Source organism: Kitasatospora cinereorecta (genome assembly GCF_024172095.1).
Classification (GTDB): Bacteria; Actinomycetota; Actinomycetes; order Streptomycetales; family Streptomycetaceae; genus Kitasatospora; species Kitasatospora cinereorecta.
On record NZ_JAMZDX010000008.1, the window covers coordinates 290528 to 313789 of the forward strand.

The window sequence follows — 23262 nt, forward strand, 5'->3', positions numbered from 1 at the left end:
GCCCGGCGCCGGGTGGAAGATCATTCACGGAATCGCGGCCAGACCCAAATTCAAAGAGCCCTATCAACATCAGGAACCCGGTTGCCCCAGCGCACTCCGCGGCCAGGATAGGTGCGCGAGGGGCCGCAGTCCCACCAGAGGCGCCACGAGTGCCGGTCCGTCAGTGGGGCGGGGCCACGGGTTGTCATACCCCACCGGACCGGGCCTCTCGGGGCGAAGGATCTCTCGGGCACAGCGCCGCAGTCCCGTCTCGCCGGATCGGCCGGCGGCGGCCATCCAGGGCAGGGCTTCCACGGCACGCCGACAGCTGCGGCAACTCGGTGCGGGCGGCTACAGGGTTGCCGCCCGCGGTCGTGCTCGCCTCCCGGACCGACAGGCTGTGGCGGCGGCGGGCCGGCCCGCCGCATGACCACTCGGTAGGCGGATTGACACGCTCCGCAACTTTCTTCTCGTCGCGGCTAAACGAAACCCGCCCCGACCCGGAAGGCTGTCACTTGAAGTCACAGCCCCCACACGGAACGACAGCGCCAAGTACGAGAGGCCCCGCAGTGAGCACCTTCATCCGCCCAGTCCGCCCAAGCCGCCAACAGCCCGCGCCGATGGCCGGCCAGGACTGGGTTCGGCCCGCCGCCGACCACCCCGGCTCTGCCGAGCGCCACCGCGCCGCATCCGACCCGGCGGCCACCGCGTGAACCACGACGGCCGCGACGGCGACCAGGAACCCGGCGACCACCAGCCGCTGGTGTCCATAGCGTTCGACGCCTTCTTCGAGCAGTACCACCAGCGCTACCTCGACTACGCCCGCGCGCAGCTCACCCTCAGCGAGCCGGAGCAGATCCAGGATCTGGTCGAGGACGTCTTCGCCGACCTCGGCGCCAAATGGGACCAGGTCCTCACCCGCTCCCACCCCGTCGGCTACGCCTGGGGACTGCTGCGCTTCATGGTGGAGACCGAGCGCCGCCAGCGCGGCGAAGTTCTCATGCTGATCGAGAAGACGCTCTTCATGAACGCCGCCAACCGCGCCACCCGCCCCGTCTTCGAAGCTCTGGAAGACGGCCTCGGGATCTACCACGCCATCAGCCGCCTGCCCGAGCGCCAGTACGACGCGCTGCTGTTCACCCGCTTCCTGGAGTACAGCACCGCCGACACCGCAGCCGTGATGGGCATCAACCCGGGCACCGTCCGCGTGCTCGTCCACCAGGCCCACAGCAAGCTCCGCAAGCTCACGCTGCTCGCCGTCTCCGAATCCGACGAGGAGTAGAACCGGTGCACACCGAACTCGACCACCTGGCCTACGCCGCCGCCCCCTACGCCCACTTCACCGGCTACGACCCGCAGGCCGGCCGCCGCCGCATCGCCGCGAAGATCGCCGCCCTCAAGCAGCAGCAGGCCGCCCCCCGACGGGACGACCCCCGCCCGGCCCGCCCCGAGTCCGACGGCCGGGCCCTCACCTTCCAGCAACACGCCGAGCGTGACCTGCGCACCCTCGCCACCTGCATCATCAACGACGACGACGCCCCCGACCACCTCCACGGACTGATCGTCACCTCCCGCGACATCGAGCCCAAGGGCGGCCTCGTCTTCGCCGCCCTCCTCTACCTCAGCGGACACCCCCGCCACGCCCAGTTCTGGTTCCAGTTCGCCGCCGGCTCCGGCGAGAGCAACGCCGCCTACGCCCTCTTCCTCCACCATGCCGCCCTCGGCGAACTGCGCGACGCGGAGCACTGGTACCACGAGACCGCCCAGCTCATGGATGAGGCGGACCCCTCCCTCCCCGCCATGCCACCCCCGCCCAGCATCCCGCGGCTCGACCTCTACCTCTTCAACATCCCCTGGCACAGCCAGCACCTGCCCGACGACACCACCGACCTCGCCCGGCCCGACCCCAAGCTGCGCAGCACGGTGGACGACCTCGACACCGTGCGCGAGGACGACCGCTTCGGCGTCTTCGTCCTGCCCACCGAGACCATCGCCGAGCAGCTGCACGACCTCGTCTGCCAGTAGCACCACGCCAACCACCAGGAGACCCGCCGTGTCGCCCGTCCTGCACAACGCCGCACTCATCACCGCCGCCAGCACCGCCTGGTACACCCTGGCAATCACCATCGCCGCCGTCACCGCGGTCGCCGCCCGCACCGCCGACCGCCGCCGGGACGCCCGAGAGGTCCTCAAGGTCCTCGTCCGACGCAACGCCCGGTAGGCTTCGGCCTCGCCGAACCGCAACAGGCCAGGACCTTGAGGGCCGCGGTCCGGGACGGCGGCGCCGCCCGGCCGCACCCTGCAACGGAGGAGGCCGACACCCCAGGGCGGGGTGCCGGCCTTCCAGTGCCTTCTCAGGGCCCGGCAGCGTACCGCCGGAAACGGCACCACTGGCGCCCAGCATCGCCGCACCAGGACCTCCAGCAAGTTGAACCGACCGTCCGGGCTTCGGCCGCGCCGGGACGGCGCGGCCGGCGAGCTGTCCCAGCGCCGCTGGACGGCGTTCAAGTTCAGGACCCGGCTGCACCGCGCCGGAGGGTGAAGCCGGCCGGGCTGCGCATGCTGAGCCGGTGGGGGACCGTTCGCGGGCTGCCGCCCGTTCCGGTAGTCCGAGATGTCCGTGGCGGCTGCGATGATGCGCGGCACGGTCCGACCGTCGGTGCCGTGCGAGGGAACGGACGGAGTTCCGGTGCAGCTGAAGAGTGGGCAGACCTATGACGGTGCACTGCGGTTCGTCGAGGAGCTGATGGCGCAGGGCCTGAACGATCTGCAGACCGCCATGCCGCACATCCCTGGAGGCGTGTCGATCCCCGGGAGCCTGAGGTCGAGTTCCCAGCGGGCAGAGCTCACCGCAGCCGTACGCCGGTACGACGACTGGACGGGGAAGGCGGGGCGCGCGATCCGGGCGGTCTTCGCGGACCCATCGATCGTGGCCAGACTCCGAGGCGAGCGGTACCAGGCCATCCTGGTCACCGGTCCTGACGAGGTACGGCTGCCGATCCTGCTCAACACGGAGCTGGCCGAACTCCGGGACTACTTCACGGAGGTCGCCAACGAGGTGCGGCTGGTGAAGGACCGTCACAAGGGGCACCAGGGACGCACACTCGTGCTGGACACCAACGACCTGCTCCACTACCAGCGCTTCGACAAGATCCCGTGGCAGCGGCAGTACGGCGCAGGCACCGCGGTCGTCATCCCCCACGTTGTCGTCGACGAGATCGACACCAAGGCCTTCACCGAGTCGGAGAAGGTCCGCCGACGCGCCCGCGGGGTGTTCAAGCTGCTGGAGGACGTGCTGACCGCTGTCGACGCCGACGGCTGGACCACCCTGCCGGACGGCACCGCACTGCGGATTCTCGCCGATGAGCCCGGGCACCGCAGGCTGCCGAACAACGACGACGAGCTGGTCTCCCGGGCCGCCGCCCTGCAGCAGGCGATCGCGCCGCATGAAGTCCTCGTCGTGACCCGGGACAACGGTGTACGGACACGGGCGCTCTCCTGGCGGCTCGCGGCCCGCAAGCTCGACGACAAGTACCTGATCCCCGCGGACCAGCTCGCCGCAGCCGACCTGGCGAGGGACCTGGAGACCATCACCGTCGAGGTCCAAGAGGACCTCGTGCCGAGCCAGGCGGACGCCCCGAACTGAGCAACGGCCCCGACGGCCCGAACCGGACGCCGGAGCCGCTGCCCTTCCCGGCGCGGGGCGCCGCCCGGCGGTGGCTGGCCCGGATCGACCCGCTGCCCGGCGAGTCGATCCGACTGTTCGCATTCCCACCGCAGTTGCTCACCGTGATCGATAGGGTGCGGAGCATGATGATCCTGACGGACGGCGGGCAGGACGCCACGACCGCGAGCCTCCGCTTCTGGCGCGACAACCGCCACCACTTCGGAACCTTCATCGAGGCACGGGCCTACCTCTCCGAGGACGACGTCATCGTGGACGGCCGCCGCTTCGCCAACACCGGCAGCGGGCCCCAGCACGCCTGGCCGCAGTCCCCGAAGCTGGTCCTGATCGACGACGCGGGCAACGAACTGTGGCTGACCGCCTGCTGCGCCGGCTACGGCGGCGGCGGCCCGGGCGGGACGGCAGAGATCCTCACCGAGGAAGGCTTCGGCACCGAGGAGAGCATCGCCCGGCTGGTCACCGACCACCTGGTCCTCGTCCTCCGCAAAGACCACGACGAGCCGGTGGAAGCCGTCCCGTCCGCCGTGCGCGGCACCGACCGCGACCGCCGCAACCTCGACCGCTGGCTGACCCGGCTGTGGCACGAACCGCGGATCCACACCGACAAGGCGCTGCGCACCGCGAGCCGCTGGCTGCGCAGGAGCGACCCGCTCGACGGCTCGCCCCGCGGCGTCCACGGCGCCGCGGACGCCGCCTGACCGGGGCCGCGCACCAGCACACATCCGTCTCCGAACACGTGGGAGTAGCTGAATGGCCGTCCGCACCACCTACCTCAGCAAGACGGAAGTCCAGGACCTGCTCGGTGTGAGCTCGTTCGGGATGTGGCGGCTGCCCCGGCAGCACGAGAACTTCCCCGCCCCCGTCGAGAACGACAACTACCGCGATCCGCTCGTCCCGGACCCCGGCCCGCGATGGGACGGCACCCGGTTGTACACCTGGGCCGCCGCCACCTCGGAATTCCAGCACCGCGGCGCCCTCCTGAACCGGCCACTGCCCGGCCAGCGCCGGCCCGGCCAGTACCTCGGCTACCGCGACACCAAATACGGACCCGCCACCGACTGGCACACCACCATCGGCACCATCCGCGTGCTCCACACCACCCGCAGCAAGGCTGCCTCAGCGATGGCCATCGACCTCGCGGCCGACCGCAACCGAGAGATCGCCACCGTCTGCGCCCTGTACGGCGATATCGGCCACACCGGGCCCGCCCTGGTCGCCGCCGACACCGCCCATCCGCGCATCGAGTACGAGGCTCAGTGGGGCCGCGTCGCAGACCTTGCCGGACAGTCCCTGCCCTGGTGGCCCCGCCTGCTGTGCCGCCCCGACGTCATCCGCCAGTGGGCGCCCGGTTCCCCCGCCGTGGTTGCGGCCGTACCGGTCGATGACCGGGAGCAGACCCTGCGCCGCGCAGCCGAGAACCCGGTCTTCGCTCGGGCGGCCCGCAGCGCGCTGACCGCGATGGCCGATGCGATCCGCAACCAGCGCATCGACGGCATCAGGTCGGAAATCCGGATCTACACCAGCCACAGCGATCGCCTGCAGACCAACCTGGTCGTCGCGGCACGGCCCGACGACACGGCCCACCCCATCGCTGTCGAAGAGGACGAGGAAGTCCTCCGGCGGGGCTGGCGGCAGATCGTGACCAGCACCCAGCCGGACGCGGTCGCGGCCGCCGACATCGCCCTGGGCTACCAGCCGGAACTGCTCCCGTACGGACACTTCACCGAGGTCCCGGCGAAGCCCGGCACCGTCGCCGACCGGTGGGCCCGCAGGCTCACCATCTGCGACCCGACCGCCGGCCACGCAACCCTCGCCGAAGGCAAGGAGGTGGACGACTTCTTCATCGACCCCCTCACCGACATGCCCGTCGTCCGCACCAAGCCCGACGACGGCAAGAGCGCCACCTGGCTCTTCTACGCCCCGCTCTCCCTGCCCGCAGGCCGAGGCGAACTGGCCTCCGTCACCCTGCACGACACCCTCTGGATCACCACCACGGACGGACAGACCCACCCAGCCCCGTGCACCACCAGCGATCACCTCTGGTGGGGCGACGGCTGGGGAGACCGCCCCACCGAAGCCGCACACGTCATCAACCAACTCCTCGACAACCCCACCACCCCCATCAGCCTCGACGACCACGGGAGCAAAGCCCCCGCAGGCCTCACCGCCCTGCTCAACGAAGACCACAAACAGGGCACCGAACTCAACCGCGCCAAGCTGCTCCACGCGCGGATGACCCCGCCCAAGTCGGCGAACTGACACCACCGACGCTGCGGGCCGGGGACCCCGACTGCAGTCCCGGGCCCGCAGCCGTCAGGCACAGCACGTGCCGGGCGTGCAGCCGGCGGTGCCCGAACGCGCGGCACCGGGACGGTGCGATCCGCTTCAGAAGCCGGGGTACTGGGGACCGCCGGGGGCGATGAACCGGGCGCCGAGGTTGTCGTTCGGGTTGAGGTAGACCAGCGCGGTGAACCACGGCGCGGCCGCCTTCGGGTCGCGGCGGCGCAGCAGGTCGGCGTAGCAGTAGAGGATGCGGTGGGCGGGGCGGTTGTCGAGCTCGCCGTAGAGCAGGACGTCGCGGAACGGCCAGGGCAGGGACTGCTGGAGGACGCACACTCCGGCGCGGGCCCACTCCGGCGCGGGCCCACTCCAGCGCGAGGTCCAGGTCGCCGGGCAGGTCGCCCTGGTCGTCGTCCTCGTCGTCGAGGCCGTCCTCGTCGCCCTGGTGGAGGCCGGCGACCTCGTAGGCGATGGTGGTGTAGGCGTCCAGGTCTCTCGGGTGCAGCCGGCGGTCGCCGATCGTCACCGCGGTCTTCTCGTACGCCGTGTCGTACGCGGCGCTGCTCTCCTCGTCCGGTGTCCAGACCCGTTCCATCCACCAGGACTGGCGCACCGGCAGCTTGGCGATCCGCTTCTCCAGCTTCGACAGCTTGTCGCCGGCCTCGCGGTGCTCGGCGTAGAAGTCGGCCGAGTCGAACTCGTTGTACTCCGGGTCCTGGATCCAGGCCAGCAGCGGCCGGTCAAGCGCCGTCAGTGCCTCGGTGGCCAGGCCGGCCGGGACCAGCCACGGCAGCGTGCCCTCGAGGGCGTCGTTCACGGTCTTGTCGTCCAGGCCCACGGTCTCGTCCATGCCGCGAGTCTTCAGCACGGTGCCGCACCGTGTGCTTGAAGCCGCGGAATCCACCCTGGCGAGACACACGGCGCGGTAGACAGCCGGAAGGCCGCCACCCGCAGGTGACGGCCTCCCAGTGCTTTCTCAGAGCCCCGGCAGCCTACCGCCGGCCCGAGCTATCAGCCGGCCGAGATGGCCTGCTCTACGCCCACTCCACACAGACCTTGCTCGTCCGCCGGGGCCGGCGACGCTGCCCGCCCCGTCCAGTGTTGGGTTCGGGTCGTTGTAGCGGCTGCCCGCGAAGCGGGCGAGCCCGTCTCGCAGGTCGCAGGCATGGACCGCGGCGGGGTCCTTCATGGAGGGGCCGTAGATCCGCCACCAGCCGTCCCCGGCTTCCGTAGCGCGATGCTTCTTGAGCCACTGCCGCGAGGGCTCATGGCCGTCCAGGAACCGCACGCGCAACTCGGTCTCCGGCTCGACCTCCTTCAGGCGGCCGCGCTCATCACGGACCAGTGCACCCTTCTTCGTTCGCTCGGCGCCGCCCACGACCTCGATCATGGAGATGGATGCCCAGCGAATCGTGTAGGAAGTCGGTCTCCGCAGCTTCCATCGCTGTCGTTGAACCGTGAGTCCGTCCGCATCGACGGTGACCACGTCAGGCCCGGGAGGGCGGAGCGAGAACGAATAGATGCCCATGCCCACGCTGATGGCGCCAAAGAAGAGGAGCATCGCCACCCCTCCGGGGCTTACGGAGGCGGGGTCCTTGAACGCGAAAATCACCCCCGCCACAGGAATCACGGCAGCCAGGGCAGCCTGCACAGCGGCCCCCGGCCATGACCCATCCCGCTCCATCTCCATCTCACCCCGGCTTTTGGACAGGACGAACTCGGCGCCGGGACGGGCAGGACCGAGGCCTGCCGCGGCTGACGCTGCCCCCGAGGGGCTCGCGACGGCACCGTGTTCGGCATCAGCCGGCGGTGCGGGATGCTGCGCCGCGGGGCGGTTCTCGCCACCGGCGTCGATCACGGTGCGGGGGTGCACTTCCGCAGACCCGTTCCCGGTGGTCTTCGCTTCGCCGACAACAAGGGTGCGCAGGGCATTGGTGCGTTGCCGGATCGCTTCTCTGGCACCGGTGACGCCCATCCAGGCGCCCGGGCCGAGTGCGTCGCCGAGCTCGGCCTCGCACAGGGCTCGCACCTGATCGGGTGTCGGACGCTGCTGCGGGTCCTTGGCGAGGCAGCCGGCGATCAGGCGGTGCAGCGGCGGTGCGAGGTGGGTGAGGTCGGGGCGGTCGGCGACGATGCGGTGGGCGACGGCCCACTCGTTGTCGGCGGCGAACGCCTCGCGGCCGGTGGCCAGGAAGTGGAGGGTCGAGCCCAGGGCGAACATGTCGGACGGCGGCCCGACCGGGCGGCCCAGGGCCTGTTCGGGCGACATGTACAGCGGGGTGCCGATCCGGGTGGAGCTGCTGCGGTAGGTGACGGACTGGGTGAGGGATTTGACGATGCCGAAGTCGATGACCTTCGGTCCGCTCTCGTCCAGCATGATGTTGCCGGGCTTGAGGTCCCGGTGCACCACGTCCGCCGCGTGGATGTCGGCCAGGGCCTGGGCGATACCCCAGGCCAGCAGCATCACCTCACCGGCCGGCAGCGGCCCACCCGCGGTGACGAGGTCCCGCAAGGAGGGGCCGGCAACGTAGCTGGCGGCCAGCCACGGCCGCTCGCCCTGCGGGTCGGCGTCCAGCAGCGGCGCCAAGTGCGCGCCCCGCACCTTCTGCGCCGCTGCCACTTCCCGGGCGAACCGGCGGCCGAACTCCGCGTCGCCGGCGAACTCTCCGCGGATCACCTTCACCGCCGCCAGCTGCCCGCCCGGGGAGAACGCGAGGAACACCTGCCCCATCCCGCCCTCACCCAGCCGCGCCACCAACCGGAAGTCCCCAAGACTCCCCGGATCTCCCTCCCGCAGCACCGGAAACCCGAACACAACACTCGACATGCGCCCCTCCTTCCCCCCAACTGCCCGACCGCGCAGACCGCAGACGACCCCTCCGCCACCTCCGCGCGACCACCCACCACCGACGCCGAAGCCACCGCCACGGCCCCAAACCGGCCCGTGCGGCTCCATCTGTGGACGATCGGTCGTCATGCCGATGCCCAGAGGGCTCCGATGCTCGCATGCGCCCTCCCCGGCAACAAGGTCAGGATGCCGGTCATGCATGACCGGTCACCGAGTCCGGGGCGACGGCCTTCCACGCTCTCCACGCAACGTATCGCCGGGCATGGACACCAACCAGCGACGGATCCGTGGCCACGCCCACTTCACGCCGTGCTCGGCGAGCTGCGCGAGCTGACCTGGTGGAGCTTCGCCCGCCTCGCCTTGGCGTCATGAAGGCGCCGAGGGGCACCTGGTGTACGACGACCTGGTCCTCGCCGCCGGGACCCGCCTCCACGGTCTCCGACGGCTCACGGTGCGGCCGGGGCACCCGGACGTTTCCCTCCCGCTCCCCGAACCGGGCGAGCGCGGCCAGGCCCCGGGCGGACCGGTCGGTGCGGGCGGCTTCGCCTCGGTTCGAACAGAGCAAGCGTCGCGGCCGTGGCCGCCGGTGGAGCGGCCGGTCGCTCATTCCATCGGGCTGTCGGTCGCCGGGGTGTCGCTTCTGGTCCGGGTTGTGCGCTGGGGTGCCCCGGGTTTCTGAATCAGTCCGCCGCCAGCGTGACTTGCGTCACGCTAGTGACGTTCAGTGCTCGATCGGATCGCCTGAGTCATGATCCTGGAGTGCCTGATGAGCTGCCGGAATCCTCTCCGCGCCATCCGGGGCCGGTTGCGGTGAGTGACGGGCGGGCACCAGTTGGTGAGAATTGGTCGAGCTGGCGTGCGTGAACGGAGGGCGTCGGTTGGTTAGCTGATCCCAGGTCAGAGACGACTGCGGCCAAGGGAAACCTCACCGCAGGTGAAGAAGAGAGGTCATCGGGATGCACATCCCCGCCATCCGTACGGTCATGCGCCGCAGAACGCGACAGGCTGCCGCCGGCGGCGCGCGCACCGTTCCCCGGTGCCGCCCTGGCCTCCCGCCCCAGGAGGCGTGACGTGAACGACGACCACTCGACGTTCGCCGCCGGGCCGGACCCGGCCCCGGACCCGGAGACCGGAGGGTCCGGCGCCGCCGTGGAACTCCCCGTGGATCTCCCCCTCGACTACGAGGCCTACGCCCTCGGCCACCGCAAGGCGTTCCTGGTCTTCGCCGAGGAGATGCTCGGCGACAAGACCGCCGCCGAGCGCATCGTGCACGAGGTGATGGTCCGCATAGCCATCGACTGTGGCGCATCCTGCGCCAGGCGAACGTCGAGGACAGCACCTGGAACATGCTCTCCACCGCGGTCGTCAGCGAGGCCAACCGCAGCCGGCGCGACGCCCAGCTCGCCGCCCGGCTCGACCGCGCCAAGACCCTGCTCGCCGACCTGCGCGAGAGCCTGAACGCCCCCGACGCCGACGACACCGAATACGGCCTCTACCAGGCCCTGCGCCAGCTCTCCGACCGGCAGTTCGACGTCGTCATCCTCAAGTCCCAGGGCCGATCGACCCTCTTCACCGCGTGGGTGCTCAGCACCCACCCCAGCACCGTCGACCGCAACTACAACCGAGCCCTGGCCCGCCTGGAGGAGATCCTGCGCCCTCGGCGCGTCCTTCACACCGCCCCGACCCGCCGCAGAGGAGGCCGCTGGTGACCTACGACCACGCCCACGACCCACGGGCCGTCGACGCCCGCCCCGATCTCGTCCACCGCACCCGCGCCGTCGAATCGCTCCTCGGACGCCCGCCCGGCACCCGGCCCCGCACCCGCCAGGACCTCGCCCACGCCGTGGACGCCTTCCTCGCCGAGGCCGAGCGGACCGAACACACCCCGGACGGCCAGAGCCCCGGCGGCGACGACTTCCCGGACGCGCTGCGCCGGATCGCCGCGGACGTTGCCCGTCACCGCGCCAGTACCTACACCCCGCCGCCCTGGTGGAGCTCCTACCGGCGCGCCAGCGTGGCCCTGGACCGCCTCGCCCGCACTGCGCTCGGACACCGCAAGGCGTTCGAGCTCCTCAGCCGCTTCGGTGAACTGCGGGGCCCGGGCGAAGGGCATCTCGAGGTGTGGGAGATCGACGAGGAGATCGAAGGCGCCCGCGTCTTCGGATGCCTTCTGTATGTGGCAGGCCACCCGGCCAGTGCCGCGTTCTGGTGGAGGATCGCGGCCATGGCCGGCGACCCGATCTCCGCCCGCGCCCTCTACCTGCAGCACCTCCAGCGCGGCGAGATGCGCGAGGCCAAGTGGTGGTTCCACGAGGCCTACGGCACCAGCACAGGCGACCCGGCCGCGGTGCCGCCGAGCCTCCCCGAGATGCCCGACTACTTCAAGGCCCTGCCCACGGTCGCCGAACAGCCCACCCCGGCCCAGCCCGACCCCCAGCCGGCCGACGGCCTCGGCGCCGAGCTCGACCGCCTGGTCGTCCACACCGACCCCGGCGACGCCGGATTCATCGACGGCATCGCCACCCGCCCCGACCCCCAGACGGCCAACCGCCTCGAAGAACTGGTCGGCCACCGCTGAGCACCCCTACGCCCGGCCGGCCCAGGTCGGCCGGGCCCCGCCCCGCCCCCCATCCGAAGGAGACCGCGGTGCAACTCCCGCATGCCCTCGCCCATGGCGCTCTCGCCCTCGGGACCCTCGGCGCCGGCTACACCCTCACCATCGCCGCCGTTGCCCTCACCGCCATCGCCGCCCGCACCCCCGAACGCCGCCGCGATGCCCGTCACGTCCGGGCCGTCCTCCTGCCCCGGCGCCGCCGCTGACCTGCCGCCGCACAACGCCCGACAGCCTGATGATCGACTGGGCGCTGGGCACCCATGGCCTGCAGATGCAGCTGGAGGTCGGCGTTCCGCCATCGTGGCACTGTTGGCCACCCCTGAGGCCGTCCGGCCGACTATCCCCCGGTTCCGCGGGTCATTGGGCCTTGCCTGCCGGTCATGTGCGACCGGTTGTCCTGGATTCACGCCGTCAGTGGGGCCGCCGGACGCCGTTGCAGACAGCCGCTCATAGATGACCGGTGCGCTGACCTGTTCGGTCGGGCTCCGGCAACGCCACGATCAGTGCCGTCAAGCCGGCGACTGCAGCGCAGGCGATGACCTGTCCTCAGGAAGCACATGCGCCACCACAGGAAGTGATCATGAATAGGACCTTGAAGGCCGCGAAACTCCTCGCCGCGCCGACTGTTGCCCTGGCCTTCTTAGCGTCGGTCCTCGGCGCCACTCCGGCCAGCGCCGCGACGGCCGACGCCTATACCTTCACCAGCCCGTACGGCACCCTCAACGCGACGGGCGACTGGGACGGAAACCAGATCTCCGTCACCCCCGACGGCACCAACTACCAGAACTTCCGCCTCATCAGGCTGGGAGCCCCCGGCACGTTCAACATCGCCAGCACCTCCTCCGGGAAGTGCATCTACGCCTCACAGCCCGCGATACAGCAGTCCTGCGGCAAGAGCGGCGAGGAGTGGCACTTCCGCCCCGTTGACGGCAAGCCCAATACCTTCGGGATCGTCCGCCGCGACGACAGCAGCGGCACCGAGTACTGCATGGACAACCGGGGCGGCCTCCACCTGTGGGGCATCCTCGCCCAGCCCAACACCTGCAACGGCAGCACGAGCCAGATGTGGACGGTCCCCGCGTCGAAGGCGGCCGAGGCCAAGAGCCTCGCGCTGGACTACTACACCGACCTCTGCTCCAAGAAGACCTCCACCTGCTCGTGGACTGAGAAGTCCGAGGGGCAGCCCGAGGCTCTGCCCCGCCAGCCCGCATCGTCGGTCTGGTACAACGACACCGCCGACAAGGTGACGCAGGTCTTCACCACCATCTACCACTCCGGCTGGTCCCAGTCGTTCAGTGCGGGCCTGTCGACCTCGGTCGGCGTGTCCGCCCCGATCCAGGCCATGGTCTCCACCCAGCTCCAGGCGACCACCACCTACGAGTCCGACCAGTCGACCATCAACGGCATCGCCGTGACCGTCCCCGCCAAGAACTACGGATGGGTCGACTTCGCGGCCGTCGGCAAGAAGGTCACCGGCACGTGGACCTTCGACACCGACAACCAGCCGTGGACGACCGACGCGACTGTGACCGTCCCCGTCATCAATTCTTCGGCCGGCTCCACGATGTACATCGCCCACACCAGCCCGAACCAGCCCGGCGTGACTCCCCCGGCGGACACCGGCAGCACCGGGGGCACGAGCGGCAGCGCCCCCACCGCCCTTGCCACCACCGTCACCAAGACCCTCGATCTGCCGGCCGGAATCCATCTCGCGGCGTACGGGTCCGGGGTGAAGTTCACCGACGACCAGGGACACGCCCTGGCCACCGTGATGGCGGGCGAGGTGAAGGACAAGGACGGCAGGTCCCACGACGTCCGTGTATCGGTCAGCGGCAACACGGTGACGCAGACGATTGCGGACGCTCCGGGAGCGACGATCGAGGGCACGATGACACCACCGGTCAGCTCTCTTGCCGACGAGGCGACCTCCCCCGCCCCGGCCTCGACGATGGCGCTGTTCAAGGCCAACGACGACAAGCTGAACGACTGGACCCGCTGCATGCGGAAGAACATGATCACAGGAATGCTCGGCGGTCTCATCGGCGGACCCGAGGGCGCGATGCCGGGCATGCTCGTCGGCACGGTCGGCGGTTTCATGGACTGCGGTATGAAGCCGAAGTCCTGAGTCCTGTCCCGCAGCTGACCCCGGTATCGGGCCATGACCAGGTCAGCCGGCTTTCACCCGTCTGGTCACGCGTTCTGGAGGAGGCCGTGGCCGAGGTCGAGGTCCCGAAGGTGGGCTGGCAGCAGCAGTGGCTGCGCAGGGAAGAGGGGCGGCCGGCCGTACACACTGGCCGCCCCCGACCTGCGGCCCCGCACATGCCGAAGGCCGTCACCCCCGCGCGCCGGGGTTGGCGGCCTTCGTGCTGCTCAGAAGCCGGGGTGCTGGGGGCCGTCGGGGGCGATGAACCGGGCGCCCAGGTTGTCGTTCGGGTTGAGGTAGACCAGCGCGGTGAACCAGGCCGCGGCCGCCTTCGGGTCGCGGCGGCGCAGCAGGTCGGCGTAGCAGTAGAGGATGCGGTGGGCGGGCCGGTTGTCCAACTCGCCGTAGAGCAGGACGTCGCGGAACGGCCAGGGCAGGGACTGCTGGAGCACGCACACCCCGGCGCGGGCCCACTCCAGCCGAGGTCCAGGTCGCCGGGCACCTCGTTGTCCTGGCCCTCGTCGTCGAGGCCGTCCTCGTTGTCCTCCTGGTGGAGGCCGGCGACCTCGTAGGCGATGGTGGTGTAGGCGTCCAGATCCCTGGGGTGCAGCCGGCGGCCGTCGATCGTCACCGCGGCCTTCTCGTACGCCGCGTCGTACGCCTCGCTGCTCTCCTCGTCCGGTGTCCAGACCCGTTCCATCCGCCAGGACTGGCGCACCGGCAGCTTGGCGATCCGCTTCTCCAGCTTCGACAGCTTGTCGCCGGCCTCGCGGTGCTCGGCGTAGAAGTCGGCCGAGTCGAACTCGTTGTACTCCGGGTCCTGGATCCAGGCCAGCAGCGGCCGGTCAAGCGCCGCCAGCGCCTCGGCGCCCAGGCCGGCCGGGACCAGCCACGGCAGCGTGCCCTCGAGGGCGTCCTTCACGGCCTTGTCGTCCAGGCCCACGGTCTCGTCCATACCGCGAGTCCCCACGCCAACGCCCCACGGCGTCCCCGAAGCCGCAGAATCCACCCCACCGAGGCAGACAGCGCGGTAGACAGCCGGAAGGCCGCCACCCGCAGGTGACGGCCTTCCAGTGCTTTCTCAGGGCCCCGGCAGCCTACCGCCGGGCCCGAGCTATCAGCCGGCGGAGATGGCCTGCTCTACGCCCACTCCACACAGGCCTGGCTCCTTCGCCGGGGCTGGCGAGACAACCGTCAACGGCCGCCCGTCAGCGAACGCTCCACGGCTCTGGGACCCCCACCCGCACATCCAGGTCCCACAGGACACACTCCTCGCCGGGCCGGGCCACGTAGGACCATGCCACCCTGGTCCGCCGCAGTTGCTCGCCCATCGTGCCAGCACGCGCGGCGGCGCCCGGGAGCGCGGCGCCCTCCGGATGGTGGTGCAGGAAACGGCCGTAGCCCGCCTGGCAGAAGGCCGCGTAGCGCGCCGTGCAGAGGATCAGCCCGTGCCACGCCTCGTCAACGGCGAACGACGGCATGCCGATGATCTGGTCGTCGAGCAGCGCCGCCCCGCAGCAGCGCAGCCATTGACGCAGACCGGTCTCGACCAGTTCCCGTGGCTCGAAGGGACAGGTCCTATAGACGGCGCGCGGCAGTTCGAGCGCTTCGACGGCCGACTGCACCCGCGCGATCCGTCGGGCGAAACGTCGGGCGTTCACGCTACTCCTCCCTCGTCTCCGGTTCCGGTGCAACCGGCTGGCCGCACCTCTGCGGGACCGTCAGCCGCCGCCCCCGCAGCCACCGCCGCAACCGCCACCGCCGCCACCGCCGCCACTGCAGCCCCCACCACCCCCATCGTCTCCGCCCCCGCCGCCTCGGTAATTCGACTTGCGGCTCGCGTCATCGTCGCCGAACCAGCCGACGATCTTCACGATCACCCAGATGATCCCGCCCCAGACGACGAGGTCCATGAAACCCATCAGACGACCCCCTTCGGATATCAACTGCGGAACCACTCCGTGGCGCCCACGGACGGCTCCGGGCGGAGGTGTTCCAAACGCGCCAGCATCGATTCACCGGCTCGGCATACCCGCCCCAAACCGGCTCGTACGGCTCCATCTGTGGACGACCGGCCGTCATGCCGATGCCCAGACGGCTCCGATGCTCGCATCCGCCCTCCCCGGCAACAAGGTCAGGATGCCGGTCATACATGACCGGTCACCCAGTTCGGGGCGACGGCCTTCCGTGCTCTTCAGGCAACGCATCGCTGAGCACGGACACCAACCAGCGACGGGACAGCCGCTACGCCCACTCCACGCCTTGCTCGGCGAGCTGCGCGAGCTGGCCCGGGGTGAGCTTCGCCCGCCTCGCCTTGGCGTTGTTCATGAAGGCGCCGAGCGCCACCTGGTGCACGACGACCTGGTCCTCGCCGCCGGGGCCGGCCTCCACGGTCGCCAACGGCTCACGGTGCGGCCGGGGCACCCGGACGTGCCCCTCCCGCTCGGCGAACTGGGCGAGGGCGGCCAGGCCCGGGGCGAACCGGTCGGTGCGGGAGACCTTCGGCTTCGCCTCGGCCGCGGCCTTGGCGGCCACCAGCTCCGGGTCCTCGTCGATGCCGATCGCGGTCAGCAGGTCCCGCTGGTCCTCCTCCAGGCCCGGCCGGCCGGCCCGCTGGGCCTGGACCCACCGGCCGAGCTGCTCGCCCTCGTAGACGGTGTCGAGCGGCAGCGCGGTCCAGTCGACCATGCCGTCGGACTCGAGCCACCACAGCCGGGTGGCCGCGTAGGCGCGTTGCCAGGTGATCGGCCAGGTGGGGCACTACCAGGGGTCGATATCCGCCGACCGCCGCTTCCTACCCCTCCAGCGACCCGGCAGTGATCGGGAGAGTGGACGAGCACCCCCAGTGCGGTGAGGGACTCGGTGTTGCCGAGGAGGTTCGTGACGTGGTCCAGGCTGGGCGCCCGATCCTCCACGCCCAGAGTCCTGGCCATCGGAGAGGCATACGCCCGGCCCGCCCACCGTAGGAAGGGCGCCAAACCGCGACGAACTGCTACAAGCAGTTGAGCGACAAGCTCAAGGAGCCCGTAGCATCGACATCAGGGTGGCGGCCCGTCCCGCGCCGGGATCGCCGGCCGGCCGGACCGGCTCGGCACCGCTTTGCAGGAGGCTGACTCCCGTGACGAACGTCCCCGCGCACGGCCTCGCCGGATGGGACCGGGATTTCCCGTTCGTGGGCCGGCAGCGTGAGTTCGACCTGCTGCTGGCCGCGGTCCGGCATCCTCCGGCGGTCGTGCTGGTCGAGGGCGAGGCCGGGATCGGCAAGTCGCGGCTGGTGCACGAGGCGACGCTGGTGCTGGCGGAGCAGGGCGGTCGGGTCGTCACGGGCTCGTGCCAGCCGCTGCGCGAGCCCTTCCCGTACGGCCCGGTCGTGGACGCGCTGCGCAAGGCGGGCGACTGGCTGCCCGCAGTCGGCCTCCCGCCGACGGCCGGCGCGCTCGCCCCGCTCCTGCCCGACCTGGCCGACCGCCTGCCCCCGGCCCCCGCCCGCGTGGAGGACCCGCACGCCGGGCGCCACCGGCTGGTGCAGGCCGTCCGGTCGTTCCTCGCCGCGCTCGGTCCGGCCGTCCTGGTCGTGGAGGACCTGCACTGGGTCGACGAGGCCACCCGCGACCTGCTGCTCCTGCTGGCCCGCGACCTGCCCGAGCGGCTCTCCCTCGTCCTCACCTACCGGGCCGAGGACCTGCCGTCCGGGACCCCGGTGCTGGGCGCCACCTACCGCCACCCGCCGGGGGTCAACGGGACCACCATCCGCCTCGGTGCCCTCAACGTGGAAGACATCCACGAACTGGCCACCGCCACTCTCGGCCACCACGCCACCCGGGAGCTTGGCCAGGTTCTCCACCAGCGCAGCGAGGGGCTTCCGCTGGTGGTGGAGGAGGACCTGCTCACCCTGCGGGAGCAGGTCCGGCAGTGGGACTACGACGAGGCCGTGCAGCGGCTGCACCGCTCGGGCGCACCGCAGGGCCTGCGCGAGGCCGTCACCGAGCGGCTGGCCGGGCTGTCGCCGGCCGCGGCGGCGGTCGTGGACGCGGCCGCAGTGCTCGCCGTCCCGGCCGACGAGCCGCTGCTCGCACAGGTCACCGGGCTCGAGCCGGACCAGGCCGCCGACGGGATCACCGAGGCGGTGGCGGCCTCGATCCTGCGCGAGACGGACGCCGGCCAGTACGCCTTTCGGCACGTGCTGGCCCAGCAGGCCGCCTACCAGCACGTCCCCGGGCCGCGACGCCAGCGGCTCCACCAGCGCGCGATCGAGGAGCTCGAGGCCCGGCAGCCCGTGCCGCTGGTCCAGGTCGCCCACCACACGCTCGCCCTCGGCGACCGGCAGGCCTGGGTGCGCGCCGCCGAGGCGGCCGCCGACCAGGCCGTCACCGTCGGCGACACCGGCACCGCGGCCACCCTGCTGCGCCAGATCCTCGAAGAACCGCAGATCGACGACGGCCTCCGCTCGAGCACCGCACTCGCGCTCGCCCGGATCGCCACCTTCGGCGCCGACCACACCGCCAACGCGACCATGCTGCGCCGCATCCTGTCCGCCCCTCACCTGGCCGAGGCCACCCGCGGCGAGGTCCGGCTCGGCCTCGGCCTGCTCATGGTCACCCAGGCGGGCGACCGCGCCGGCTTCCGCCAGCTCGAGCGGGCGGCGACCGAACTGGCGAGCCGTCCGGAGCGGGCGGCCCGGGCGATGGTGGCGCTCGCCATGAACGAGTTCGACGGCGGGGCGGAACGCTCCGGGGAGTGGATCGACCGGGCCGAGGCCGCGGTCGCCGACAGCCCGGACGAGGGCATGCGGGCGGCCGTCCGCGCGTCCCGGATCAGCATCATGGCGAGAGACGGCGACCCCGAGCTCTGGCAGCTGCTGGAGCAGCTGCCCAAGGAGTCGGACGACCAGGAGATCGATCGGCAGACCGCCCGTGCCATCCACAACGCCGCAGCCTTCGCCGCCGAACTCGGCCACGACGCCCATGCCCGGCAGCTCCTGACCGGGAACCAGGAACGCGCCGACCGGTCGGGCATTCCGTATCTAGGAGTGTACGCACGGGCCACCCTGCTGACCCTGGACTACCTCGGCGGCCACTGGCACGGCTTGGAGGAGCGCCTGGCCGCAATCACCGACCAGTACCCCGACCTCATCCTGATCAGCGTCGAACGCGCCCTCCTCCTCGGCGGACTGGCCGCGACCAGAGGCCAGAGCGGCCAAGCCCTGGAACACTTCGGCGCCGCGGCGACGTTCGGCGAAACACAGGCCGAGGTGATCATCGCACTCCGGGCGGCCACTGGGCTGGTCAACCTCTGGTTGGCCCAGGGCAACCCCGAGGACGCCGCCGCCACGGCCGGGCCCGCAGTCGCCCTGCTGCGCGAGACCCGGACCTGGCCGAGGAACGTCGGGCTGCTGCCGGCCGCGGTCGAGGCCGCCCTGGCCGTCGGCGACCGCGGCGAGGCGGAGCGGCTCGCGGGCGACGCCGAGCGCGCGCTGGCCGGACGGCAGACGCCCGCCGCGGACGCCGGACTCCACCTCGCCCGCGGCCTGCTGCTGAGCGACGCCGCACCCACCGAGGCGGCCGAACGGTTCGCCCGGGCGCACCGGACGTGGCTGGAGATCGGCCGCCCCTACGACGCGGCCCGGGCGGCCGAGCGCCTGGGACGCATCGAGACGGTCACCCGGCCCGGCACCGAGCCACAACACCTCACCGAGGCACTGGAGACCTACGCCCGGCTCGGCGCGCTGGCCGACGCCGCGCGCTGCCAACACCTGCTGCGCGGGCTCGGGCTCGACCGGACGGCGTCCCGCGGCCGCCGCGGCTACGGCGACCGGCTCTCCCCGCGCGAACAGCAGGTCGCCGAGCTGCTGGCACGCGGTGAGACCAACCAGTCCATCGCCACCACGCTGTTCCTGTCGCCCCGGACCGTGGAGCAGCACGTCGCCCGCGTCCTGCACAAGCTCGGCACCACGCGCAAAGCGGTGGGCGAGGCGCTCCGCGACCTGGAGGACCGCCCCTGACCCCGGGCCGAGCGCCGTACCCGGGGCCCTCGCGCGTCCGCCCCGAGCCCGCGCACGGGCCGGAACGCCCCTGCCCGTCCGCCGGAACACCCCCGCTGGCCGTGGTGGCCGCACGCGCCCGCGCCGGACGGCTTGCGCCTCGGGCCGCGGACTTCCGCCGTACCCCCGACGACGTTGCCGAGGCTGTGAAGGCGCGACTGGTCCGCTCCCGGGTCGTGCGCACCTCGGCTGATCCCATCCGAGCGGCACGTGGGGTGGTGTGGTCCCACCGCGGAGGGCCCGGCCCCGCATAGCGGGACCGGGTCCTCCGTCCCCTGCGATCCCCGATCGATGGTCGCTCGTCCAGTCGTGTTGGGCCTTGCCGCTTCGGAGCCGCGCCCAGCCGTCGGCCCGCGAGCCGGTGATGGCGGACGGCACTTCAGAGACTTCGGATGCGGTAGGCGGCGGATCTTTCACGCAAGTCATCCGATGACTTGCGTGATGGAGGTCGTTGCCGATCTGGGGCCGCCGGGCCGGAGCCCTTGCCGGAGGTTTCCGACTTGCGGACCATGGCTCCAGTTCCGCCTGGTGAAGGCGGCTTGAGTCAGCCGGTTTCGGCATTTGTGAAATCTCGACGAGGAGTGGAACGGGCGGTCGGATGCCCGGTTGCGATGCCAGATCATCGGATGTATGGTCTGCCGAAAACATCATTCATCCGATGTTTGGCCATGTGGGGGCGCAACCCCAGAGCGATGACGGGAGAGCGGAACGATGAAGCTCATGCGGGTCGGGGCGCCGGGCGCGGAAGCGCCGGTGCTCCTCGACAAGGACGGCGCCACGTACGCGCTGGCCGGTCTGGCCGCCGACATCGACGGGGAGTTCCTGGCGGGTGGCGGGATCGAGCGGGTCCGGCAGGCGCTCGCCGCCGGCGAACTGCCGCTGGTCGACATAGCCGCCCTGCGGGTCGGGGCACCGGTCGCGCGCCCGGGCAAGGTGGTGTGCGTCGGCCTCAACTACCGCGACCACGCCGAGGAGACGGGTGCCGCGATCCCGCCGCGTCCGGTGGTCTTCATGAAGGACGCCTCCACCGTGGTCGGCCCCTACGACCGGGTGCCGATTCCCCGCGGGTCCACCAAGACCGACTGGGAGGTCGAGCTCGCGGTGGTGATCGGCAGCGAGGCCCGCTACCTGGGCGATCCGTCCGAGGCGGCCGCCTGCATCGCCGGCTACGCGATCAGCAACGACGTCTCCGAGCGGGAGTTCCAGCTCGAGTACTCCGCCCAGTGGGACCTCGGGAAGTCCTGCGAGGGCTTCAATCCGCTGGGGCCCTGGCTGGTCACCCCCGACGAGGTCGGCGACCCGCAGTCGCTGGGCCTGCGTCTGGCGGTCAACGGCGAGCCGCGCCAGAACGGCGACACCAAGAACATGATCTTCGACGTGGCGTACCTGGTCTGGTACCTGAGCCAGTACATGGTGCTGCGCCCCGGCGACGTCATCAACACCGGCACCCCCGCCGGCGTCGCACTGGGCCTGCCCGGCACCCCCTACCTGCGCGAAGGGGATGTGGTCGAGCTGTCCATCGACGGCCTCGGCACCCAGCGCCAGACTTTCGTGAACGCGTGAAAGGCACCGCCATGACCGCCACAACAGCGCGGATCACCGCCGTCGACACCTATGACGTCCGCTTCCCGACCTCGCGGGAGCTGGACGGGTCCGACGCGATGAACCCCGACCCCGACTACTCCGCCGCCTACCTGATCCTGCGCACCTCCGCAGGCGGCCACGAGGGCCACGGCTTCACCTTCACCATCGGCCGCGGCAACGACGTCCAGGTCGCCGCCATCGACGCACTGCGCGACCACGTCGTCGGACGGCCGGTCGCGGAGCTGTGCGCCGACCCCGGCTCGCTCTACCGCGACCTGATCGGCGACAGCCAGCTGCGCTGGCTCGGACCCGAGAAGGGCGTGATGCACATGGCCATCGGCGCCGTCGTCAACGCCGTCTGGGACCTCGCGGCCAAGCGCGAGGGCAAGCCGCTGTGGCAGCTCCTCGCCGACGCCGACCCCGAATGGCTGGTCTCCCAGGTCGACTTCCGCTACCTCGCCGACGCGCTCACCCCCGACGACGCCCTGGAGCTGCTGCGCCGCGGCCGCCCGGGCGCCGCCGAGCGCCGTGCCGAGCTGCTGCGCCGCGGGTACCCCGCCTACACCACCTCGCCCGGCTGGCTCGGCTACTCCGACGAGAAGCTGACCCGCCTCGCCAAGCAGGCGGTCGCCGACGGGTTCACCCAGATCAAGCTGAAGGTCGGTGCCGACCTGGCCGACGACATCCGCCGCTGCCGCACCGCCCGCGAAGCCGTCGGCCCGGACCTCCGCATCGCGATCGACGCCAACCAGCGCTGGGACGTCGCCGAGGCGATCGAGTGGACCAACGCGCTGGCGGAGTTCGACCCGTACTGGATCGAGGAGCCCACCAGCCCCGACGACATCCTCGGCCACGCCGCCGTCCGCCGCGGAGTCGCGCCGATCAAGGTCGCCACCGGCGAGCACGTCCAGAACCGCATCATCTTCAAGCAGCTGCTCCAGGCCGGCGCGATCGACGTCCTGCAGCTGGACTCCGCCAGGGTCGCCGGGGTCAACGAGAACCTCGCGATCCTGCTGCTGGCCGCGAAGTTCGGGGTGCCGGTCTGCCCGCACGCGGGCGGTGTGGGCCTGTGCGAGCTGGTCCAGCACCTGTCGATGTTCGACTACGTCGCCCTGTCCGGCACCACCGAGGACCGCGTGATCGAGTACGTCGACCACCTCCACCAGCACTTCCTCGACCCGGTGGTGATCGACAACGGCCACTACCGGGCACCCACCGCCCCCGGCTTCTCCGCCGCCATGCACCAGTCGACCATCGACACCTTCACCTTCCCCGGCGGCGCGTTCTGGACCGCCGACCGGGCCGAATCGAACCGGGAGGGACAGGCATGACCATTGACCTCGACGGGCTCACCGCCCTGGTCACCGGCGGCGCCTCCGGCATCGGCCTGGCCACCGCCCGACTGCTCGCCGGACGGGGCGCACAGGTCGCCGTCATCGACCTCGACCCGTCCGGCGCCCCCGCTCCGCTGCGCGGGTTCACCGCCGACGTGGCCGACGACGCGTCTGTCCGGGCGGCCGTCGAGGCCGCGGCCAAGGCGCTCGGCGGCATCGACATCCTGGTCAACAACGCCGGCATCGGCGCCGCCGGGACGGTCGAGGACAACCCGGACGAGCAGTGGCACCGCGTGCTCGACGTCAACGTCCTCGGCATCGTCCGCACCACCCGCGCCGCCCTGCCGCACCTGCGCCGCTCGGCCTGCGCCTCCGTGGTCAACACCTGCTCCATCGCCGCCACCGCCGGCCTGCCGCAGCGCGCGCTGTACTCGGCCAGCAAGGGCGCGGTCCTGTCGCTGACCCTGGCGATGGCCGCCGACCACGTCCGCGAAGGAATCCGGGTCAACTGCGTCAACCCCGGCACGGTGGACACCCCGTGGGTCGGTCGGCTGCTGGACGCCGCCCCGGATCCGGCCGCCGAGCGCGCCGCCCTGAACGCCCGCCAGCCGCACGGCCGCCTGGTCAACGCGCAGGAAGTGGCCACGGCGATCGCATATCTGGCCTCGCCGGCGGCCGGCAGCACCACCGGGACAGCCCTGGCGGTCGACGGCGGCATGGCCGGGCTTCGTCTGCGACCGGAGTCGAAGCAGTGA

At 71.5% G+C, this 23262-nt stretch carries 20 protein-coding genes; 14 read left to right on the forward strand and 6 right to left on the reverse strand.

Features of this window, described 5'->3' with window-relative positions:
* Positions 1-688 precede the first annotated feature (688 nt).
* From FHR36_RS36590 to FHR36_RS36615, 6 genes are all read left to right on the forward strand, one after another.
* A complete protein-coding gene (locus FHR36_RS36590; protein ID WP_253804492.1) occupies positions 689-1261 on the forward strand; it encodes an RNA polymerase sigma factor in 573 nt (190 codons plus the stop codon).
* Positions 1262-1266: 5 nt separating this feature from the next.
* Entirely contained in the window at positions 1267-2004 is a 738-nt protein-coding gene (locus FHR36_RS36595; RefSeq protein WP_253804493.1) for a hypothetical protein, read from the forward strand.
* Positions 2005-2032: 28 nt separating this feature from the next.
* Positions 2033-2200 carry a hypothetical protein gene (locus FHR36_RS36600; RefSeq protein WP_253804618.1) on the forward strand — a complete coding sequence of 56 codons (168 nt, stop codon included), beginning with the start codon at positions 2033-2035 and terminating at the stop codon, positions 2198-2200.
* 468 nt (positions 2201-2668) lie between these two features.
* Positions 2669-3625 carry a PIN domain-containing protein gene (locus FHR36_RS36605; protein WP_253804494.1) on the forward strand — a complete coding sequence of 319 codons (957 nt, stop codon included), beginning with the start codon at positions 2669-2671 and terminating at the stop codon, positions 3623-3625.
* A gap of 164 nt (positions 3626-3789) precedes the next feature.
* Complete coding sequence (locus tag FHR36_RS36610; protein ID WP_253804495.1) at positions 3790-4362, forward strand: hypothetical protein; 573 nt, start codon at positions 3790-3792, stop codon at positions 4360-4362.
* Between the two features lie 52 nt (positions 4363-4414).
* Positions 4415-5923 (forward strand): hypothetical protein, encoded by a 1509-nt coding sequence (locus FHR36_RS36615; protein WP_253804496.1) that lies wholly within the window; start codon positions 4415-4417, stop codon positions 5921-5923.
* Between the two features lie 126 nt (positions 5924-6049).
* On the opposite strand, the gene FHR36_RS36620 is transcribed toward FHR36_RS36615, so the two are convergent.
* A complete protein-coding gene (locus FHR36_RS36620; RefSeq protein ID WP_253804497.1) occupies positions 6050-6280 on the reverse strand; it encodes a hypothetical protein in 231 nt (76 codons plus the stop codon).
* A gap of 640 nt (positions 6281-6920) precedes the next feature.
* Positions 6921-8771, reverse strand: a complete 1851-nt coding sequence (locus tag FHR36_RS36625; protein WP_253804498.1) for a serine/threonine-protein kinase — start codon at positions 8769-8771, stop codon at positions 6921-6923.
* Positions 8772-10138: 1367 nt separating this feature from the next.
* On the opposite strand from FHR36_RS36625, the gene FHR36_RS36630 reads away from it, so the two are divergent.
* The 4 genes from FHR36_RS36630 to FHR36_RS36645 all read left to right on the forward strand — a co-directional run bounded on the left by FHR36_RS36630 (position 10139) and on the right by FHR36_RS36645 (position 13531).
* Positions 10139-10501: a sigma-70 RNA polymerase sigma factor region 4 domain-containing protein gene (locus FHR36_RS36630; RefSeq protein WP_253804499.1), complete on the forward strand. Its 363-nt coding sequence runs from the start codon at positions 10139-10141 to the stop codon at positions 10499-10501.
* A complete protein-coding gene (locus tag FHR36_RS36635) occupies positions 10498-11370 on the forward strand; it encodes a hypothetical protein (RefSeq protein ID WP_253804500.1) in 873 nt (290 codons plus the stop codon). Before FHR36_RS36630 ends, FHR36_RS36635 begins: the two co-directional genes overlap by 4 nt.
* 68 nt (positions 11371-11438) lie before the next feature.
* A complete protein-coding gene (locus tag FHR36_RS36640; RefSeq protein ID WP_253804501.1) occupies positions 11439-11612 on the forward strand; it encodes a hypothetical protein in 174 nt (57 codons plus the stop codon).
* A 374-nt stretch (positions 11613-11986) separates the two neighbouring features.
* Entirely contained in the window at positions 11987-13531 is a 1545-nt protein-coding gene (locus tag FHR36_RS36645) for an RICIN domain-containing protein (RefSeq protein WP_253804502.1), read from the forward strand.
* 245 nt (positions 13532-13776) lie between these two features.
* Here the strand turns inward: FHR36_RS36645 and FHR36_RS36650 are convergent, their stop codons facing one another.
* From FHR36_RS36650 to FHR36_RS36665, 4 genes are all read right to left on the reverse strand, one after another.
* Positions 13777-14001: a hypothetical protein gene (locus FHR36_RS36650; RefSeq protein ID WP_253804503.1), complete on the reverse strand. Its 225-nt coding sequence runs from the start codon at positions 13999-14001 to the stop codon at positions 13777-13779.
* Positions 14002-14757: 756 nt separating this feature from the next.
* Positions 14758-15210, reverse strand: coding sequence for a UCP032817 domain-containing protein (locus FHR36_RS36655; protein WP_253804504.1), 453 nt, complete (start codon positions 15208-15210; stop codon positions 14758-14760).
* Positions 15211-15270: 60 nt separating this feature from the next.
* Entirely contained in the window at positions 15271-15462 is a 192-nt protein-coding gene (locus FHR36_RS36660) for a hypothetical protein (protein ID WP_253804505.1), read from the reverse strand.
* A gap of 331 nt (positions 15463-15793) precedes the next feature.
* On the reverse strand, positions 15794-16237 hold the full coding sequence (locus FHR36_RS36665) for a helicase associated domain-containing protein (protein WP_253804506.1): 444 nt from the start codon (positions 16235-16237) through the stop codon (positions 15794-15796).
* A 430-nt stretch (positions 16238-16667) separates the two neighbouring features.
* Between FHR36_RS36665 and FHR36_RS36670 the strand changes: the two genes are divergently transcribed.
* The 4 genes from FHR36_RS36670 (at position 16668) to FHR36_RS36685 (ending at position 23262) form a co-directional block, all read left to right on the forward strand.
* Positions 16668-19550 carry an ATP-binding protein gene (locus FHR36_RS36670; RefSeq protein ID WP_253804507.1) on the forward strand — a complete coding sequence of 961 codons (2883 nt, stop codon included), beginning with the start codon at positions 16668-16670 and terminating at the stop codon, positions 19548-19550.
* 750 nt (positions 19551-20300) lie between these two features.
* Positions 20301-21152, forward strand: coding sequence for a fumarylacetoacetate hydrolase family protein (locus FHR36_RS36675; protein ID WP_253804508.1), 852 nt, complete (start codon positions 20301-20303; stop codon positions 21150-21152).
* An 11-nt stretch (positions 21153-21163) separates the two neighbouring features.
* Positions 21164-22504: an L-fuconate dehydratase gene (locus tag FHR36_RS36680; RefSeq protein WP_253804509.1), complete on the forward strand. Its 1341-nt coding sequence runs from the start codon at positions 21164-21166 to the stop codon at positions 22502-22504.
* Positions 22501-23262 carry an SDR family NAD(P)-dependent oxidoreductase gene (locus FHR36_RS36685; protein ID WP_253804510.1) on the forward strand — a complete coding sequence of 254 codons (762 nt, stop codon included), beginning with the start codon at positions 22501-22503 and terminating at the stop codon, positions 23260-23262. The genes FHR36_RS36680 and FHR36_RS36685 overlap by 4 nt, the downstream gene beginning before the upstream one ends.

Bases quoted from the DNA above. Each gene is read 5' to 3' on its own strand.
- FHR36_RS36610 (WP_253804495.1), top strand. From the start codon at position 3,790: ATGATGATCCTGACGGACGGCGGGCAGGACGCCACGACCGCGAGCCTC.
- FHR36_RS36615 (WP_253804496.1), top strand. From the start codon at position 4,415: ATGGCCGTCCGCACCACCTACCTCAGCAAGACGGAAGTCCAGGACCTG.
- FHR36_RS36625 (WP_253804498.1), bottom strand. From the start codon at position 8,771: ATGTCGAGTGTTGTGTTCGGGTTTCCGGTGCTGCGGGAGGGAGATCCG.
- FHR36_RS36630 (WP_253804499.1), top strand. From the start codon at position 10,139: ATGCTCTCCACCGCGGTCGTCAGCGAGGCCAACCGCAGCCGGCGCGAC.
- FHR36_RS36645 (WP_253804502.1), top strand. From the start codon at position 11,987: ATGAATAGGACCTTGAAGGCCGCGAAACTCCTCGCCGCGCCGACTGTT.
- FHR36_RS36660 (WP_253804505.1), bottom strand. From the start codon at position 15,462: ATGGACCTCGTCGTCTGGGGCGGGATCATCTGGGTGATCGTGAAGATC.
- FHR36_RS36665 (WP_253804506.1), bottom strand. From the start codon at position 16,237: ATGGTCGACTGGACCGCGCTGCCGCTCGACACCGTCTACGAGGGCGAG.
- FHR36_RS36675 (WP_253804508.1), top strand. From the start codon at position 20,301: ATGAAGCTCATGCGGGTCGGGGCGCCGGGCGCGGAAGCGCCGGTGCTC.
- FHR36_RS36680 (WP_253804509.1), top strand. From the start codon at position 21,164: ATGACCGCCACAACAGCGCGGATCACCGCCGTCGACACCTATGACGTC.
- FHR36_RS36685 (WP_253804510.1), top strand. From the start codon at position 22,501: ATGACCATTGACCTCGACGGGCTCACCGCCCTGGTCACCGGCGGCGCC.